Below are 15,068 nucleotides of genomic sequence, written 5' to 3' on the forward strand. Positions count from 1 at the left end.
GTTACTCCGCCGCGACGGCCTGGGCGCGCTGGCGGTCCGCCACCAGCTGGCGGACGCGTGGCAGCAGGTCGCGGCCGTAGGCGATGGCGTCCGGCAGCGGGTCGAAGCCACGGATCAGGAAGGTGGTGACGCCGAGGTCGTAATAGTCGAGCAGGGCGTCGGCCACCTGATCCGGCGTGCCGACCAGCGAGGTGGAGTTGCCCTTTGCCCCGGTCAGTGCGGCGATGGCGGTCCACAGGCGCTTGTCGTGCCGATGGCCCTTGTCTGCGATGGCCAGCAGACGGCGGGCACCCTCGTTGTTCGGCAGGTCGCCGCGGGTGAAGCCGGTCTTGTCCAGCAGTGCCTTGGCCTTCTCGTGGATGGCCTCGGCCTTGGCCCAGGCGGCGTCTTCGGTCTCGGCCAGGATCGGGCGCAGCGACAGGCTGAAGGCCGGCTGCGGACGGCCCGCCTTGGCGACGGCGGCGCGCACGCGGGCCAGCAGCTCGCGCACCTGATCGTGGGTCTCGCCCCACACCGCATAGGTGTCGGCATGGCGCCCGGCGACTTCGACCGCGGCCGGGGAGGCGCCGGCAATCCAAACCGGGATGCCCGACGGATTGTAGGGCTTCACCTGGGAAAAGGCCTTCTCGACCTGATAGAAGCGGCCTTGATAGTCGAAGGGCGCGTCGCTGGTCCATTCGGCGCGGACGATGTCGAGGAACTCGGACGTGCGGGCGTAGCGGTCGTCCTTGTCGTCCACAATGTTGCCGTCGCGGGCAAGCTCGCTGCGCTCCGCACCGGTGATGACGTTGATGGCGACGCGGCCGCGGCTCAGCTGGTCGAGCGTGGCGAGCTGGCGGGCCAGGATGGTCGGCGCCTGGAAGCCGGGGCGGTGGGCGATCAGCACGCCCAGCCGGTCGGTGACGCTGGTGATGTGCTGGCTGACCTGTAGGCTGTCGGGCGCGTCGGCATGGAAGGCCTGGAGCACGGAGTCGAAGCCGCCCAGCTCATGCGCCTTCGCCACCGTCTCGATATAGTCGCGGTCCACCACCGGACCCTGGCGCGGGATGATCTCCGACGCATTGTGGTTGCCGACGAAGCCGACGAAGCGGAGCGGATAGGCTGACGGGCTGTGGGAGGCGGAATTGTGAACGGCGGTCATGGCGGTGGTCCCCATTTTTATGGCTGGCGAGGAGTCAGGACGGCGCCGGCTCAGCTGAGCGGACGCGACAGGATGTCGGTGAAGCGGCGGTCGAAAGCCGGGGCGATGTCGATGCGCCTGGGCAGCACGCCCAGCTGCTGGAAGGTGTCGGCGACATTCTGTGCGGACGCGATGTCCGCATCGGTGATCGGCGCCAGATCGCGCTGGCGGGAATTCCTGCGCAGGATTTCCAGATCGGTTTCGAGCGGCACGCCGATGGCCGCGGAATGGACCTGGGCCCAGCGCTCCAGATTGGCGGCGCGCCAGGCGAAGGCGCGGCGCAGCCGCAGGAAATAATCTCCGATGGCGGCGGACTTGCCCGGATCGGCCAGCGCGTCGGGCGAGGCGAGATAGAGGTAGTTGCCCGACAGGTAGCCGTTGGAGGTGACGAGGACGCGTGCCCCCTTCTTGATGGCGAAGGGCACCGAATAGCCGTAGATCGCCCAGGCATCGAGCGCACCCTGCTCGAAGGCTGCCTGTCCCTCCGACGGGGTCAGGCTGATCGCCTGGATGTCGGTGAAGCGCAGGCCGGATTCGCCGAGCATTTTGGCGAGATAGTATTGCGTGGTGGTGGCACGGACATAGCCGACGCGCTTTCCCTTCAGGTCGGCGACCGACTGGATCGGGCTGCCCGGCGGCACCAGAACGACCTGCCAGTTCACGTCGTCCTTCACGACGGCGACGATGGACAGGCGGGCGCCGGCGGCGATGCCGAAGGCGGGCGGGATCTCGCTGCTGGAGCCGACATCGATGGAGCCGGCGTTGATCGCCTCGACGATCAGGTTGCCCGATGCGAATTCGGCGAACTGCGACCGGTAGGTGGATTGGGCATTGCCGGAGGCCTCCAGCGACAGGCCGTCCAGCGCCTTGTAATCGGCGATGCGCAGGACCGTTTCGGTGGCGGGACCGGACGCGGCCCGCGACGTGGTGGGCAGGCTGCCCAGCGCCAGGGCGCCGCAGGCTCCGGCCGCACCGCGCAACAGGCTGCGGCGGCCCAAGGAAACGGAGGGGAGGCGGATGGCGTCGGTCGTCATGGCGGGCAAGTCCGTCGGCGTTCGTGTCATTAAAAGCTGGGTGCGGCTGCGGCACCGGCGGGCAGGCCGTAGCCGCCGGGCGTTACGCCGGATGCCCTTGCGTCGATGCGCTGCGGCTCGCGCGCGGCCAGATGCTCCTCGTCGACACCCAGTTCGGCCAGCAGGCGGGAGCGCAGAGCAATGAAGCCGGGGTCGCCGTGGCGGCGCGGGCGGGCCAGCGGGATCGGGATGTCGGCGGCGATCCTGCCCTGCGCCATCACCAGGGCGCGGTCGGCCAGCAGCAGCGCCTCGTCCACATCGTGGGTCACCAGCAGGACGGCGGGGGCATGGGCGCGCCACAGCGTCTCCACCAGACCCTGCATGCGCATCCGGGTCAGGGCGTCCAGCGCCGCGAAGGGCTCGTCGAGCAGAAGCAGGCGGGGTTCGCGCACCAGGGCGCGGGCCAGGGCCGCCCGTTGCGCCTCGCCGCCGGACAGGGTCAGCGGCCAGGCATTGGCGCGGTGGGACAGCCCGACCTCCGCCAGGGCCGCAAGGCCGCGCTCCTCTGCATCCGGATGCCGCAGACCGAGCGTGACGTTGCGCAGCACCCGCTTCCAGGGAACCAGCCGCGGCTCCTGGAACACCACGGCACGCTCGTCGGGAAGCTGCACGGTGCCATCCGGTGCCGGGTCGAGCCGCGCCAGCGTGCGCAGCAGCGTGGACTTGCCGCAGCCGGAGCGGCCGAGCAGGGCGGTGAAGGAGCCCGGCTGAAGGTCGAGCGACAGGCCGTCCAGCACATTGCCGTTGCCGAAATTGCGGACGAGGCCACGGACGCCGACGACAGGCTTTGAGGAGGCGGGGATGCGGGAAGGGGCTTGGCTCATGGAGGGTCACTCCTTGATGAAGGCCGGGCGCCAGACCAGCGCCGAGCGTTCGATGAAGCGGACGATCAGGTCGGCGAGCAGGCCGAGGATGGCGTAGACGATCAGGGCGACGATGATCACGTCGGTGCGCAGGAACTCCCGCGCCGTCATCGCCAGATAGCCGATGCCGCTGGAGGCGTTGATCTGCTCGCCCACCACGAGGCTGAGCCAGGCGACGCCGAGCGCGTAGCGCAGCCCGGTCAGGAAGGACGGCAGGGCGCCCGGCAGGATCACCTGGGCGATCATCTCTCCCCTTGTCAGGCCGAGGGTGGAGACGGCCTCCACCACCTTGGCGTCGACGGTGCGGATGCCGGCGAACAGATTGAGGTAGATCGGGAAGGCGGTGCCCAGCGCGACGAGGGCGATCTTCGGCGTCTCGCCGATGCCGAACCACAGGATGAACAGCGGCACCAGCGCCAGATGGGGCAGGGTGCGCAGCATTTGCAGCGGCGCGTCGAGCGCATCCTCCCCCCGCCGCGACAGGCCGGCGATCAGGGCGCAGACGGTGCCGGCCGAAACGCCGATGGCGAGCCCGGCGCTGACCCGGCCGAGCGAGACCAGCAGATGCACCGCCAGTTCGCCGCTGACCGTCAGGTCCCAGAAGGCGGTCAGGATCTGGCTGGGCGAGGGAATGGAGCGGGTGGAAATCCAGCCCAGCCCGACGCTGGCCTGCCACAGCACCAGAAGCGCCAGCGGCACCGCACAGCGGCGCAGACCCGCTGGAGCTGTCCATGTGGGGGATCGGCTTCCCGTCCTTCGGGTCGCGGTGGCTGCCGTCATGGTTCCTCCCGTTGCCGGTCTGTCGCGGTGGCTACGGGAGAAAGCGTATCCCTATTGTGTGAATAGGAAAAACGAAAAACACAAACGGCACTGTTGAGAAAAACTTAAGTAACTAGAAAAATATGTTGTTATTGGGTGTCCGCATCGCGCAGGACAGCGGCCAGGGACTCCGCAAGGATTCCATGCAGGCGGTCGACCGCCGGGTTGTCGGCGGACGCGATCGTCGAGGATGCGCGGTGCAGCTCCAGCGGGACCGATCCCAATTCCGGGAGGCCGAACCGTGGCTCAAGGATCGCCAGCGTGTCGGGCAGGCCGAGCGGCGTGCGGATGGTGACGCCCAACCCGGCCTCCACCGCCGCCCACAGGCCGGACAGGCTGGGGCTGGTGAAGGTGATGCGCCAGGGGCGTCCGCCGCCGTCCAGCCGGTCGATGCCATGCTGGCGGAACATGCAGGGCGCGTCGAGCAGGGCCAGCGGCAAAGGGGTCTCCGGATCGGCGCTGAAGCCTTCCGACCCCACCCAGGCCACCGGCAGATGGGCCAGAGTTGCGCCGGCGGCGGTGGCTGCCGTCCCGGTGCCGCCGATCTCGCCGAAGGCCAGGGCGAGGTCGAGCGTCCCCTGCGCCACGCGCTCGCGCAACTCCCGTCCCCGGCCGACCTGGGCCTCGACATGAATGCGGGGATGGGCGCGGTGGAAGGAGCCGAGCACGGATGGCAGCCAGCGTTCCGCCAGATCCTGGGGGAAGCCGACCCGCACCGTGCCGTCCATCGCCCGGCCTCGCGCCGCCGACAGGGCTTCATCGTTCAGCGCGACGATGCGGCGGGCATAGCCCAGCAGCAAATCGCCGGCATCGGTCAGCGCCACCGTGCGGCCGGCCTTGCGGAACAGCGGTTGGCCGACCTGTTCCTCCAGCTTCTTCATCTGCAGGCTGATCGCCGACTGGGTCCGGCCAAGACGTTCGGCGGCGCGGGCGAAACCGCCATGCTCCATGGCGATCACCAGCGCCCGCAGCACGTCCATGTCGAGGTTGGTCGGGAGCATCGCCAATCCGTGGTCCGGTGACGTCAGGCCGGCAGCGCGCTGTTGAAGCCGGGATCGAAGATCGTCGCCGCGTCCAGCCGCTTGGGGATGATGCCGAACTCGCGCCAAACGTCGGAGGTCGCCTGCTGGTCGGCGACGACCGAGCCATCGATGGCGACCGGCCGCGCCCGTTCGACGCCGAAGGTGTGGCGGGCGATGGCCGGGTCGACGCCCACCGCCTTGGCCCAGATGTCGGCATAGGCGGTGCTGTTCTCCAGCGCCCACAGCCGGGCGGCGGCGGTGCGGCCGATCAGGTCTGCCAGTGCGTCACGCTTGGTGGCAATGGCCTCCAGCGTGGCGGACTGATAAGACAGACCGCTCATCAGTCCGCTTCCGGTGACCACCGCGCGGGCGCCATCGACCAGCAGGGACTGCGACACATAGATGCCCCAGGTCGACCACGCGTCGATGGAACCGGCGGCCAGCGCCGACTTGGCGTCCGACGGCAGCAGGAAGGCGATCTTCACGTCGTCGGGCTTCAGACCGTTCGCCTTCAGCGCCGCCAGCACGAGGTAATGGCCGATCGAGCCGCGACCGGTGCCGATGGTCCTGCCCTTCAGGTCGGCGACGCTGCGGATGGGCGAGGTGCCCGGCACCAGGATGGTGGTGCTTTGCGGGTTGGAGCGCACGGCGCCGATGATCTTCGCCGCAGTGCCGGCCGCCAGAGCGAAGGTGGTTGGTGCGTCGCCGGCATAGCCGACCTCGATGGCGCCGGCGTTCAGCGCCTCCAGCAGAGGGGCGGCGGCCGGGAATTGGCTCCATTCGATGCGATAGGGCAGGTCGGCCAGAAGTCCGGCGGCCTCAAGCACCGACTGCACGCCGCCCTTCTGGTCGCCGACCTTCAGGATGGTGCCGGCGGGAATGGCAGCTTGCGCAGACCGCGGGGGCAGGAGGCTGGCGGCGAGCGCGCCGACGCCGAGACCGAGGGCGTGGCGGCGCGACAAGGACGGGAGCGTCTTGGGGAACATGGTCATGGCGGGCTCCGTCAGATGACGTGGAAATTGTGCGCGCCGTCGCGCTTCAGCTGATCGACCAGTTCCAGTTCCCAGTCGATGTAGCCCTGCATGGCGGCGGCGCTGTTGTCGGTGCCCTCGTAGGGGCGCTTGTAGACGTCGTCCGGTTCACCCCCCAGCCGGTCGAGGTCCGTGCTGAGCGGCAGTCCGGCAGCGACCCACCCCTTGGTGCCGCCCGTCAGCAGCAGCGGGCGTTGACCGGCGGGAAAGTCGGCGACGGCGTAGCGGGTCAGCGTGCCGTCGCCGCAGGTCAGCACCGGCCGGACACCCTTGGGCAGCCGGGCGATGGTCTCGGCCAGCCGGGCGCGGGTGGAGAAATGCGCGCCCGGTATGTGGCCGGCGCGGTAGCGCGGGCTGCGGGTGATGTCGATCACCGCCGCCTCGCCAGTCTCAAGCAGGGCCAGCAGGTCGCGCGGGGCGATGGTCTCGGCCCCCACATCCGGTTCTGGCGGCAGGACGCGGCGGTCGGGGCCGCTCTCGCTGCCCAGGGCCGAGACGTCGCCCTCCAGCACATGCACGTCCCAGCCGAGCTGCGACAGCCAGGAGGCGGTCATGTCGGCACGCGGTCCGCCGCCGGCGACGGGATCGTCGGCCAGGACGATGCGGGCGCCGCGCACCGCCACATACTCGTCGGTCGCCTGCACCAGCTGTCCGCCGGCCGCATGGCGGAAGCCCGGCAGATGGCCGGCCTCATACTCCTCCGGCGTGCGCACGTCGAACAGGTGGAGCGTGCGGCGCTCGTCGCCGCGGAAGCGGTCCAACGTCTTGGCGTCGACCCTGCCGACGCCGGCGCGATCGGCCACCGCGCGCGCCGCCCGGCGGCCGGCGGCATCGCCTTCGGCCGAGACCTTGGGGAAGCGTCCGTCACGGCCGCTGTCCAGCGTCAGCCCGGCCAGCGTCCAACCGATGGTGCCGTTGCGCAGGGCTGCCACCCGGTTGGGAATTCCGGCATTGACCAGCGACTGCGTGCCGATGATCGACCGCGTGCGGCCGGCGCAATTGACAACCACCAGCGTGTCCGGGTTGGGGGCGATGTCGTGGACGCGCTTGACCAGTTCGGCGCCCGGCACGCTGATGCCGCCGGGGATCGACATGGTGCGGTATTCCTCGAACCGGCGGGCGTCGAGGATGACCAGATCGGCCTTGGCGTCGATCAGCGCCTTGACCTCCGCCGCCGGCAGCGACGGGGTGTGGCGATGGTGCTCGACCCACTCGCCGAACGCCTTGCTGGGCACGTTCACATCCCGGTAGACCTCGAACCCGGCGCCGATCCAGCCCGCCAGCCCGCCCTCCAGCAGCGTCACGTCGCCGTAGCCCAGCGCCTGGAGCCGGCGGGCGGCCGGCTCCGCATAGCCCTCGCCGTCGTCATAGACGGTGATCGGCACGTCGCGCCGCGGCAGCAGGTCGTAGGCCAGCAGTTCGACCCGGCTGAACGGGATGGAGACGGCGAACAGGGGATGCGCCAGCGAATAGGGGCCTTCCTCCCGCGCGTCGAGCAGGGCGACCTCGTCACGCTCGATCCAGGCGCGGCGGATGTCGGCGGGCTTGCGGGTGGCGAGCGGTGCGGCTTTCGTCATGATTGCTGGTGATCCTCAGGCGGCATGGGGAACGGGCTGCGAGCGGTCCCACAGGTTGGGCAGAGTGCTGTTGGCGTAACCGGAGATGAAGGGTTTGCGCTGGCCGGTCAGCGGGTCGAACACCGACCGCCGGATGGCGCCGATGTTGCCGCCATAGACATGGATGCTGATGGACGGCCGGTCAGCCAGCGCGTTGGAGATCGCATGGACGTCGCCGATGCGGGGCGACACCGCCTCCACCGACCCGGCCGCCAGGATCCCGGGCGGAAAGGCCACGGGCGGGCCACCCTGCGGCTGGAGGTCGTAGCGTTGCGAGCGTTCGGCCCCGCGCAGAACGCCGACCAGGCCCCAAACGGTGTGGTCGTGGATCGGCGTCCGCTGCCCCGGCCCCCAGACGAAGCTGACGACGGAGAAGCGCTCATACGGGTCGCAATGCAGAAGATACTGGCGGTAATGCACCGGGTCGGGCTGGGCACAGGCGTCGGGCAGCCAGTCGTCGACGGCGATCAGGCCGGCCAGCAGGACGTGGCCGGCGTCCAGAATGGTGGGCTCGTCGGCGCCGTGCAGTTCCACCAGCCGGGTGAAATCGGCGATGAAGCCGCGCAGGCGCTGCAAGTTGGGGGTGGCTTTGGCGGGCGTGCTGCTGTCGGGCATGGTCGGCTGTCCTCACCAGGTCTCGGCAAGGCCGAGGAGTTCGAGAATGCGGTGGCGCAGCCCGGTCAGAACCGGGTCGCCGCGATGACGGGGATAGGGGCGGTCGACGGACAGGTCGGCCTTGATGCGGGCGGGGCGGCCGCTGAACACGATCACTCGGGTCGCCATGAACAGCGCCTCTTCGATGTCGTGGGTCACCAGCAGGCCGGTGAAGCCGGTGCTGCGCCACAGATCGACCAGTTCGCTCTGCATGGCCAGCCGGGTAAGGCTGTCCAGCTTGCCCAGCGGCTCGTCGAGGATCAGCAGGCGCGGATCGTTGACCAGGGCGCGGGCCAGCGCCGCGCGCTGGGCCATGCCGCCGGACAGCTGGTGCGGATAGGCCTTCTCGAATCCGGCCAGCCCGACGAGCGCCAGCGCCTTGTCCACCCGATGGCCTTGCGATCGCAGCAGGCCGCGCGCCTCCAGCCCAAGGGCGACATTGTCGCGCACGGTGCGCCAGGGGTAGAGCGTCGGGTCCTGAAACACCACGACGCGCGACGGATCGGGGCCGGTGATCGGGTGGCCATCGGCCAGGATGCGGCCATCGCTGGGCGGCTCCAGCCCGGCGACGAGGCGCAGCAGGGTGGATTTGCCGCAACCGCTCGGCCCGAGCAGGGCGACCAGTTCGCCCGGCTCGACCCGCAGCTCCACCCCGTCCAGCACCGGCAGCGGCGCGCCATGCAGCTCGAAGCTGTGGCTGACCGTCTGCACGTCGATGGTCATGCCGGCCACCCCGGCTTGGGTGTCGGTGTTTTCCAGCGCTACCATTTCAACATTCCCTTCTGCCAGGCGAGCAGGCGGTCGCGGACGCGGAACAGCAGCGTCACCAGACCGGAGCAGAGCAGCGCCATCACCAGCAGGGCCGCATACATGTTGCCGTAGGCGGCCCAGCCCTGGGCCCATTGCAGGTACCAGCCGACGCCGGACTTCACGCCCAACATCTCCGCCACCACCAGGACGGCGAAGGAGGCGCCAAGCCCCATGAACAGGCCGACGAAGACATGCGGCATCGCCGCCGGGACGGCGACCTTCAAGACGAGGAAGCGCGGGGAGGCACCCAGCGTGCGGGCGATGTCGTAATAGGCGCTGTTGACACCGGCGACGCCCGACCATGTCAGGACCGTCACCGGCACGCCGCTGGCGAGCGCGATCAGGAAGACGCTGGCGCTCCAACTGGTTGGGAAGGCGAAGAACGCGATGGGCAGCCACGCGGTGGCCGGCAGCGGGCCGATCAGCCGCAGAACCGGATGGACCCAGTAGCCGACCGCGCGCGACCAGCCGATGGCGACGCCGGTCACCACGCCCAGCACCGATCCGACCACATAACCGGTGACCAGCAGCCTCAGCGAAGCGGCGAAACAGTCGAGCAGCCGCGGCCAGTCGTCGAGATAGACCTCAAGCAGCGCCTGCGGCGGGACGAAGAAGGGCCTCGGCAGAAGATTGAGTTTGGCGGTCAGGATTTCCCAGCCGGTGACGCCCAGCGCCAGGGCGATCAGCCAGGGAACGGATGCCGACAGGGTCGCGCTGGCGGAGTCCAGCCGGCTGCGCGGCGCCGGGCGGATTGTTGCGGCCAGCAGGGCAGCAAGCACCAGCAGCCCGGCCGCGACCACCAGCAGGCTCGCGAACTCGCCGGTCCGCTCCCACTCCTGGGCATCGGCGGCATCGGGCCAGAGAGCCGTCACCCCGGAGGCGGCGAACCACAGCAGGGCGGCCGCGGAAAATCGCAGGGGGGGGCTGGGGCTGGACGTGAGGCCGCCGGTAATCGGCAAGGCTCCGCCGTTGGCCGCCGGCAGGGCGGCGGCCGTGTCGTTCACGCTCATGATCGATCTCCGGTTCGGCCGGGGATGGTCGGCCGCTACGGCGTTGGGCTCAAAGGATCACCACCGCCTTCGACAGGTCCAGCCGCGGGGCGCGCGGACGTGATGGCGGTCCGTCGGCATGGCCCAGCGCGACCAGCAGGTTGGTGCGCAGCCGGCCGTCGGCGAAGAACTCCGCATCGACCGCTTCGGCATCGAAGCCGGACATCGGCCCGGCATCCAGTCCCAGCAGCCGGGCGGCCAGGATCAGGTAGCCGGCCTGGAGGCTGCCGTTGCGGAACGCCGTGGTCTCGGCCAGGGACGGCTCGTCGACGAACAGCGGCGAGGGATCGTAATGCGGGCTCAGCAGCGGCAGATGCTCGAAGAAGCGGCGGTCGTAGGCGACGATGGCGATGACGCCGGCTGTCAGCTTGGACTGGTTGCCGCGGCTCAAGGCCGGACGCAGCCGCTCCTTGGCCTCCGGCGTGGTCAGGAAGACGAAGCGCGCCGGGCTGCCGTTGAAGGCGGTCGGCGCCAGCCGGACCAGTTCGTAGAGGCGGTGGAGCGTCTCCACCGGGACCGCGCGGTCGGACCAGGATTGCGGCGTGCGGGCGTTGAGGAACAGGCGGTCAGCCGCCGCCTGGGCGATGTCATCGGGCAGCTGTTCGGTGACGGGAAGATGGGTGTCCGGCATGGGAACGGGCTCCGTCAGGGGATTGGGTCACGACCACACATGCTGGCGGCGGTCGTCGATTCGTTTGGCCTTGTGGACGGCACGGGGCAGGGTGCCGGGGGCGAGCAGGGCGACCTCCGCCCCGACGCCGGTTGCAGCTTTCAACTGGCGGCGCAGCCGGCCCCGCAGCTCTTCCAGATCACCGTTGAAGCCCTGGGTGTGTTCCGCCTCGACCGTCAGGCGGTCCAGCCGCTCGATCCGCTCCAGCACCAGCCGGTATTCGCCGGTCAGCGCCGGATCCTGGCGCACCACCGCCTCAACGTCGCCGGGGAACAGGTTGACTCCCTTGACGATCAGCATGTCGTCGAGCCGCCCATGAACCCCCTTCAGCCGCAGGGAGGTGCGGCCGCAGCGGCAGGGCTGCGTCGTCACCGACACGATGTCGCCGGTGCGGAAGCGGATGATCGGGCGCGCGCGCTTGCGCAGGGTGGTCAGCACCAGTTCGCCTCGCCCGCCCTCCGCCACCGGTTCCAGGGTCTCCGGATCCAGCACCTCGACCAGGATATGGTCCTCGGCCCAATGCAGCCCGTCCTTCTCCACGCACATGCCGGCGCAGGAGCCGAAGATGTCGGACAGGCCGTAATAGTCGTAGACCTCCGCCCCCCACAGCGCCTCGATCCGTTCGCGCGTCTCCGGGATGGAGCCGCCGGGCTCGCCCGCCACGAACAGGCGGCGGACGGCGAGATCACGGGCCGGGTCGATGCCCTCGCGCTGGGCGGTCTCGCCGAGATGCCAGGCATAGGACGGCGTCGTCCACAGTGCCGTCGCCCTGAACTGGTTCAGCACCGCCAGCAGCCGTTCCGACGGCAGGGTTCCGGCATGGATGCTGAGCGCCCCCAGCTTCTGCGCGCCCAGCACGCAGGGGCCGCCGACGAACAGCGAGAAGTTCAGCGCATGGGCATAACGGTCGGTCGGCCGCAGGCCGCTCGACCAGAACTGCCGTGCCTCATAGTCGATCCATTCCTCGAAATCCTTGGCGGTGAAGGGCGAGGCGGTCGGCACCCCGGTCGACCCGCTGGAGGCGGAGATGTAGACGATCTCCCGTTCCGGCACGGCGACCAGATCGCCGAAGGGCGGCACCGCGACCTGCCGGTCGCGGATGGTCGCCTTGTCCAGGAAGGGGAAGCGCCGCAGATCGTCCAGCGTGCGCAGGTCCCCCGGCGACACCCCCTGCGCGTCGAAGGCGGCCCGGTAGTAGGGCGAGCCTTCGTAAGCATGCCGCAGATGGTCCTTCAGCAGATCGAGCTGCAATTGCCGCCAGTCGGCGCGGCTCTGGGTCTCCAGGCCGGGCTGCCAGTATGCGTCATGATCCTGAACCGCCACTTTTCCTTATCCTTCGAGAGTTTGGCAACGGCTGCCGGTCCGATCAGGCCAGCGCCGCCAGCGATGCAAGGAGAATGGCCGAGACGATGCCGAGGCCGAGGGGCAGCAGGCTGCGGTCCGGAAGCCCATCGTCGCCGATCCCTTCCGCCGGCTCCGCCATCTGCCCCTCAGGCGGCAGAAGCGGGAGCACGAGCGTGCCCGAGGGGCAGAGGGACGCCATCACCATCCGGTCAAAATCACTCAAACCCTGCATGGCGGAACTCCTTGTCCGGTGGTTTTGGGGCGTGGCGCTTGCCATCGGCGCTCGGGATACAACAGATGAGAGCTGTTCAAATATCTTATTGTCTATAGGAAAATGGGAAAAAGCGCCGAGGTCAAGTGCCGGCTTCATGTCGGCCGATGTTTTTGGCGGAAGCGGTAGCGCGTCCAGCCGGCCCATGGCGGGGAAATCCTGCTTCCGACCTTAATCCGGCAACGCACCGGCATCAAAATTGGGCGTTTCAATACAATCTTTTTATGTCAAATCTTATATAGAGAAATGGATTTCGCGATGACAACCGCGCTGGCATCGCTTCAGAGGCCGGAACGGCCGCTATCCATGCAGCGGCCGACGCGGGCAGGCCGTCAGCCGGCGCGGCCCGGCGTCGGTCACCAGAATGGTCTCGCTCACCGCGACGCCACGTGCCGACGCGTACATGTGGAACACCTGACCGGGCTGCAAATGGAAGTCGGCTCCGGGGTGAAAGGCGTGCGAGAAATCGCTCGGCCGTGGCGTGCGGGCGTAGAGGCCCATGGCGTAGCCGGTCACGTTGCCGTAATCGGCGCGCAGCCCGGCATCCAGCACCGCGGTCCGTAACAGGGCATCGACATCGCGCGCAATGGTGCCTGGTCGCATGGCGGCGATCTGCCGGTCCTGCAACTCCGCCAGACGGTGGAAGGTCTCGGCCGCCCCGTCCGGCGGGTCCTCGACGAAGACCGGCCGCATCAGCCGGGCGCCGTAGTTGCCGACCCGCGGCGTCAGCTCGACATGCAGGATGTCGCCCGGCATCAGCGTCCGGTCGAGGCCGCTGCCGTGCAGGAAATCGACATGGCTTTCGCGTCCATGGCCGCCCGAAACCAGGATCGGTCCCGGCCCGCCATCGTCGGCGCCGAGCCGGAGCTGTGCCGCCGCTGCCATCGCCGCCACCTCCCGCACCGTCAGGCCGGGATGGATGTGGCCTTCCAGACCCAGCATGCAGCGGTCGGCGATGGCCGCCGCCGCCGCGATGGCGTCGATCTCGTCGGCGAACTTGCGGGCGCGCAAAGTGTCGCTCAGCCCCGGCAGCGGGACGAAGCGGGCATCGGGGAGCAATCCGGCAAGGCGCTGCGCGGTGGCGACGGTGTGGCCATAGGACATCGGATCGACACCGATCCGCGCGCCGGCGAGGCCGCGTGCGACGAGCGCAGTCGCCACCGCGCCGTGCGGCTCCTCATGGTCGTCGAAGGTCGCCACATCGTCGAACCACACCCCGGACCGGCAGGGGCCGGCGTCGATGGCGCGCAGGACGAAGCAGGGGGCGCCGTCCATCGGCACGATGACGGCGCGGTAGAGCGTTTCCGACACGGTGTAGCCGCTGATCCAGGCGATCAGCTCGGCATGGTCGGCCAGAAAGGCGTCGCAGCCCTCGGCCGCCATGGTCTCGCGCAGCCGGGCCATCCGCGGCGCGAAGCGTGCTGCGGACGAGCCGGCCATTATCCGCAGATCTCCAGGATGGCCAGCATGTAGACGCGGATCATGTCGAGATAGTCGTCGATGTCGACCCGCTCGTCCGGCATGGTGTTGTAGCGCCCGCCGGGACCGCAGACGACGCCCTCCATGCCGCCGGAATGCTGGAGATGGCCGGCATCGGTGCCGTAGAAGCCGGGCGGGGTGATGGCGCCGGTCGGCTGGTCGGTGCCGCGCACCGCGCGGTAGGCGCGGTTCACCGCCTGGACGATCGCGCTGTCCTTCGCCACCTCGAAGGTCGGCATCGTCGGGGTGCCGCCGCGGTCCTCGGAGAAGACGCTGGCCTTCAGCCCCGGAAAGCGCGCCTCCAGCGCATCCAGCTCGCGCCGCAGATCGGCCAGCGCTTCCTGCTCGCTCTGGCCGGTGGCGTAGCGGGCCGAGCCCTTGATCCGCACGAAGTCGGCAACCTGCGGCGAACGCCACTCGTGCAGTTCCTTGCCCAGCGCGCCGTGGACGACGCCGACATGGACGCGGTTGATCGTCGCGTGTTCCGGCGACTTGGCGCCGGACAGGGCGAGCGCGTTCAGCCGGGGAATCAGGTCGCAGGCGGCGGCGATGGCGTCGACCGCCTCCTCGCGTTTGGACAGGTGGCGGGTGTCGCCGACCAGCTCGATGACGAAACTCAGCGCCGCCGCGTGCATCGTCATCGCCTGGAGGTCGGTCGGCTCGCTGTTGATGAAGCAGTCGGCGCGCAGCCCCTGCTCCATCAGCGCCAGCGTGCCGACGCCGCCCTGAAGCTCGCCCACCACATAGGTCAGGATGACGTCGCCGCGCAGCCTTACCCCGGCATCCATCAGGGTCTTCACCGCGCAGAAATAGGCGGCGTCGCCCGCCTTCATGTTGGAGCAGCCTATGCCGTAGATGAACCTGTCGTCGATCTTTCCGCCCCAGGGATCGACGGTCCAGCCCTCGGTCACCGGGTTGGTATCGATGTGGCCGTTGAACAGCAGGCTCCTGCCGCCGCCGGTGCCGCGCCAGCGGCCGACGGCGTTGACCCGCCCGCCGGGCACCGGCGTCAGCTCCGCCTCCAGCCCCAGGCCCGACATGGAGGCGGCCATGAAGCGGGCCAGCTCGCGCTCGCCCTCGGTCTGGCTGTAGCTCTTGTGCTGGACCATGCGAGAGAGGAAGGCGAGGGCGGCATCGGTGTCGAGACGGGCGAGAATCTCTGCGGTGTCCATGGGGGAGGTTCCTGG

The 15,068-nt window shown here is 69.4% G+C and carries 15 protein-coding genes; all 15 read right to left on the reverse strand.

Annotated elements, in window-relative coordinates:
* Position 1: 1 nt before the first annotated feature.
* The 15 genes from E6C72_RS16130 to E6C72_RS16200 all read right to left on the reverse strand — a co-directional run bounded on the left by E6C72_RS16130 (position 2) and on the right by E6C72_RS16200 (position 15,053).
* A complete protein-coding gene (locus E6C72_RS16130; RefSeq protein WP_109443335.1) occupies positions 2 to 1,141 on the reverse strand; it encodes an LLM class flavin-dependent oxidoreductase in 1,140 nt (379 codons plus the stop codon).
* A 50-nt stretch (positions 1,142 to 1,191) separates the two neighbouring features.
* A complete protein-coding gene (locus E6C72_RS16135; RefSeq protein ID WP_199228883.1) occupies positions 1,192 to 2,214 on the reverse strand; it encodes an ABC transporter substrate-binding protein in 1,023 nt (340 codons plus the stop codon).
* Between the two features lie 29 nt (positions 2,215 to 2,243).
* Positions 2,244 to 3,077, reverse strand: coding sequence for an ABC transporter ATP-binding protein (locus tag E6C72_RS16140; protein WP_109443336.1), 834 nt, complete (start codon positions 3,075 to 3,077; stop codon positions 2,244 to 2,246).
* 6 nt (positions 3,078 to 3,083) lie between these two features.
* Positions 3,084 to 3,896, reverse strand: a complete 813-nt coding sequence (locus E6C72_RS16145; RefSeq protein ID WP_109443337.1) for an ABC transporter permease subunit — start codon at positions 3,894 to 3,896, stop codon at positions 3,084 to 3,086.
* Positions 3,897 to 4,024: 128 nt separating this feature from the next.
* Complete coding sequence (locus E6C72_RS16150; RefSeq protein ID WP_109443338.1) at positions 4,025 to 4,936, reverse strand: LysR substrate-binding domain-containing protein; 912 nt, start codon at positions 4,934 to 4,936, stop codon at positions 4,025 to 4,027.
* 23 nt (positions 4,937 to 4,959) lie between these two features.
* Positions 4,960 to 5,949 carry an ABC transporter substrate-binding protein gene (locus E6C72_RS16155; RefSeq protein ID WP_109443339.1) on the reverse strand — a complete coding sequence of 330 codons (990 nt, stop codon included), beginning with the start codon at positions 5,947 to 5,949 and terminating at the stop codon, positions 4,960 to 4,962.
* 11 nt (positions 5,950 to 5,960) lie between these two features.
* Entirely contained in the window at positions 5,961 to 7,565 is a 1,605-nt protein-coding gene (locus E6C72_RS16160) for a rhodanese-like domain-containing protein (RefSeq protein ID WP_109443340.1), read from the reverse strand.
* A gap of 15 nt (positions 7,566 to 7,580) precedes the next feature.
* Complete coding sequence (locus tag E6C72_RS16165; RefSeq protein WP_109443341.1) at positions 7,581 to 8,219, reverse strand: cysteine dioxygenase; 639 nt, start codon at positions 8,217 to 8,219, stop codon at positions 7,581 to 7,583.
* Positions 8,220 to 8,231: 12 nt separating this feature from the next.
* Positions 8,232 to 9,026: an ABC transporter ATP-binding protein gene (locus tag E6C72_RS16170; protein ID WP_109443342.1), complete on the reverse strand. Its 795-nt coding sequence runs from the start codon at positions 9,024 to 9,026 to the stop codon at positions 8,232 to 8,234.
* Positions 9,020 to 10,078: an ABC transporter permease gene (locus E6C72_RS16175; RefSeq protein WP_109443343.1), complete on the reverse strand. Its 1,059-nt coding sequence runs from the start codon at positions 10,076 to 10,078 to the stop codon at positions 9,020 to 9,022. Before E6C72_RS16175 ends, E6C72_RS16170 begins: the two co-directional genes overlap by 7 nt.
* A 49-nt stretch (positions 10,079 to 10,127) precedes the next feature.
* Positions 10,128 to 10,748, reverse strand: coding sequence for a malonic semialdehyde reductase (locus E6C72_RS16180; protein ID WP_109443344.1), 621 nt, complete (start codon positions 10,746 to 10,748; stop codon positions 10,128 to 10,130).
* A gap of 27 nt (positions 10,749 to 10,775) precedes the next feature.
* Positions 10,776 to 12,110 carry a phenylacetate--CoA ligase family protein gene (locus E6C72_RS16185; RefSeq protein WP_136700780.1) on the reverse strand — a complete coding sequence of 445 codons (1,335 nt, stop codon included), beginning with the start codon at positions 12,108 to 12,110 and terminating at the stop codon, positions 10,776 to 10,778.
* Between the two features lie 43 nt (positions 12,111 to 12,153).
* On the reverse strand, positions 12,154 to 12,549 hold the full coding sequence (locus tag E6C72_RS16190) for a hypothetical protein (protein ID WP_136700781.1): 396 nt from the start codon (positions 12,547 to 12,549) through the stop codon (positions 12,154 to 12,156).
* A 153-nt stretch (positions 12,550 to 12,702) separates the two neighbouring features.
* Entirely contained in the window at positions 12,703 to 13,842 is a 1,140-nt protein-coding gene (locus tag E6C72_RS16195; RefSeq protein ID WP_109086436.1) for a Xaa-Pro peptidase family protein, read from the reverse strand.
* Entirely contained in the window at positions 13,842 to 15,053 is a 1,212-nt protein-coding gene (locus tag E6C72_RS16200; protein ID WP_109086435.1) for a M20 family metallopeptidase, read from the reverse strand. The genes E6C72_RS16195 and E6C72_RS16200 overlap by 1 nt, the downstream gene beginning before the upstream one ends.
* Positions 15,054 to 15,068: the final 15 nt, after the last annotated feature.

Origin of the sequence: Azospirillum sp. TSH100 (genome assembly GCF_004923295.1) — a bacterium.
GTDB lineage: Bacteria > Pseudomonadota > Alphaproteobacteria > Azospirillales > Azospirillaceae > Azospirillum.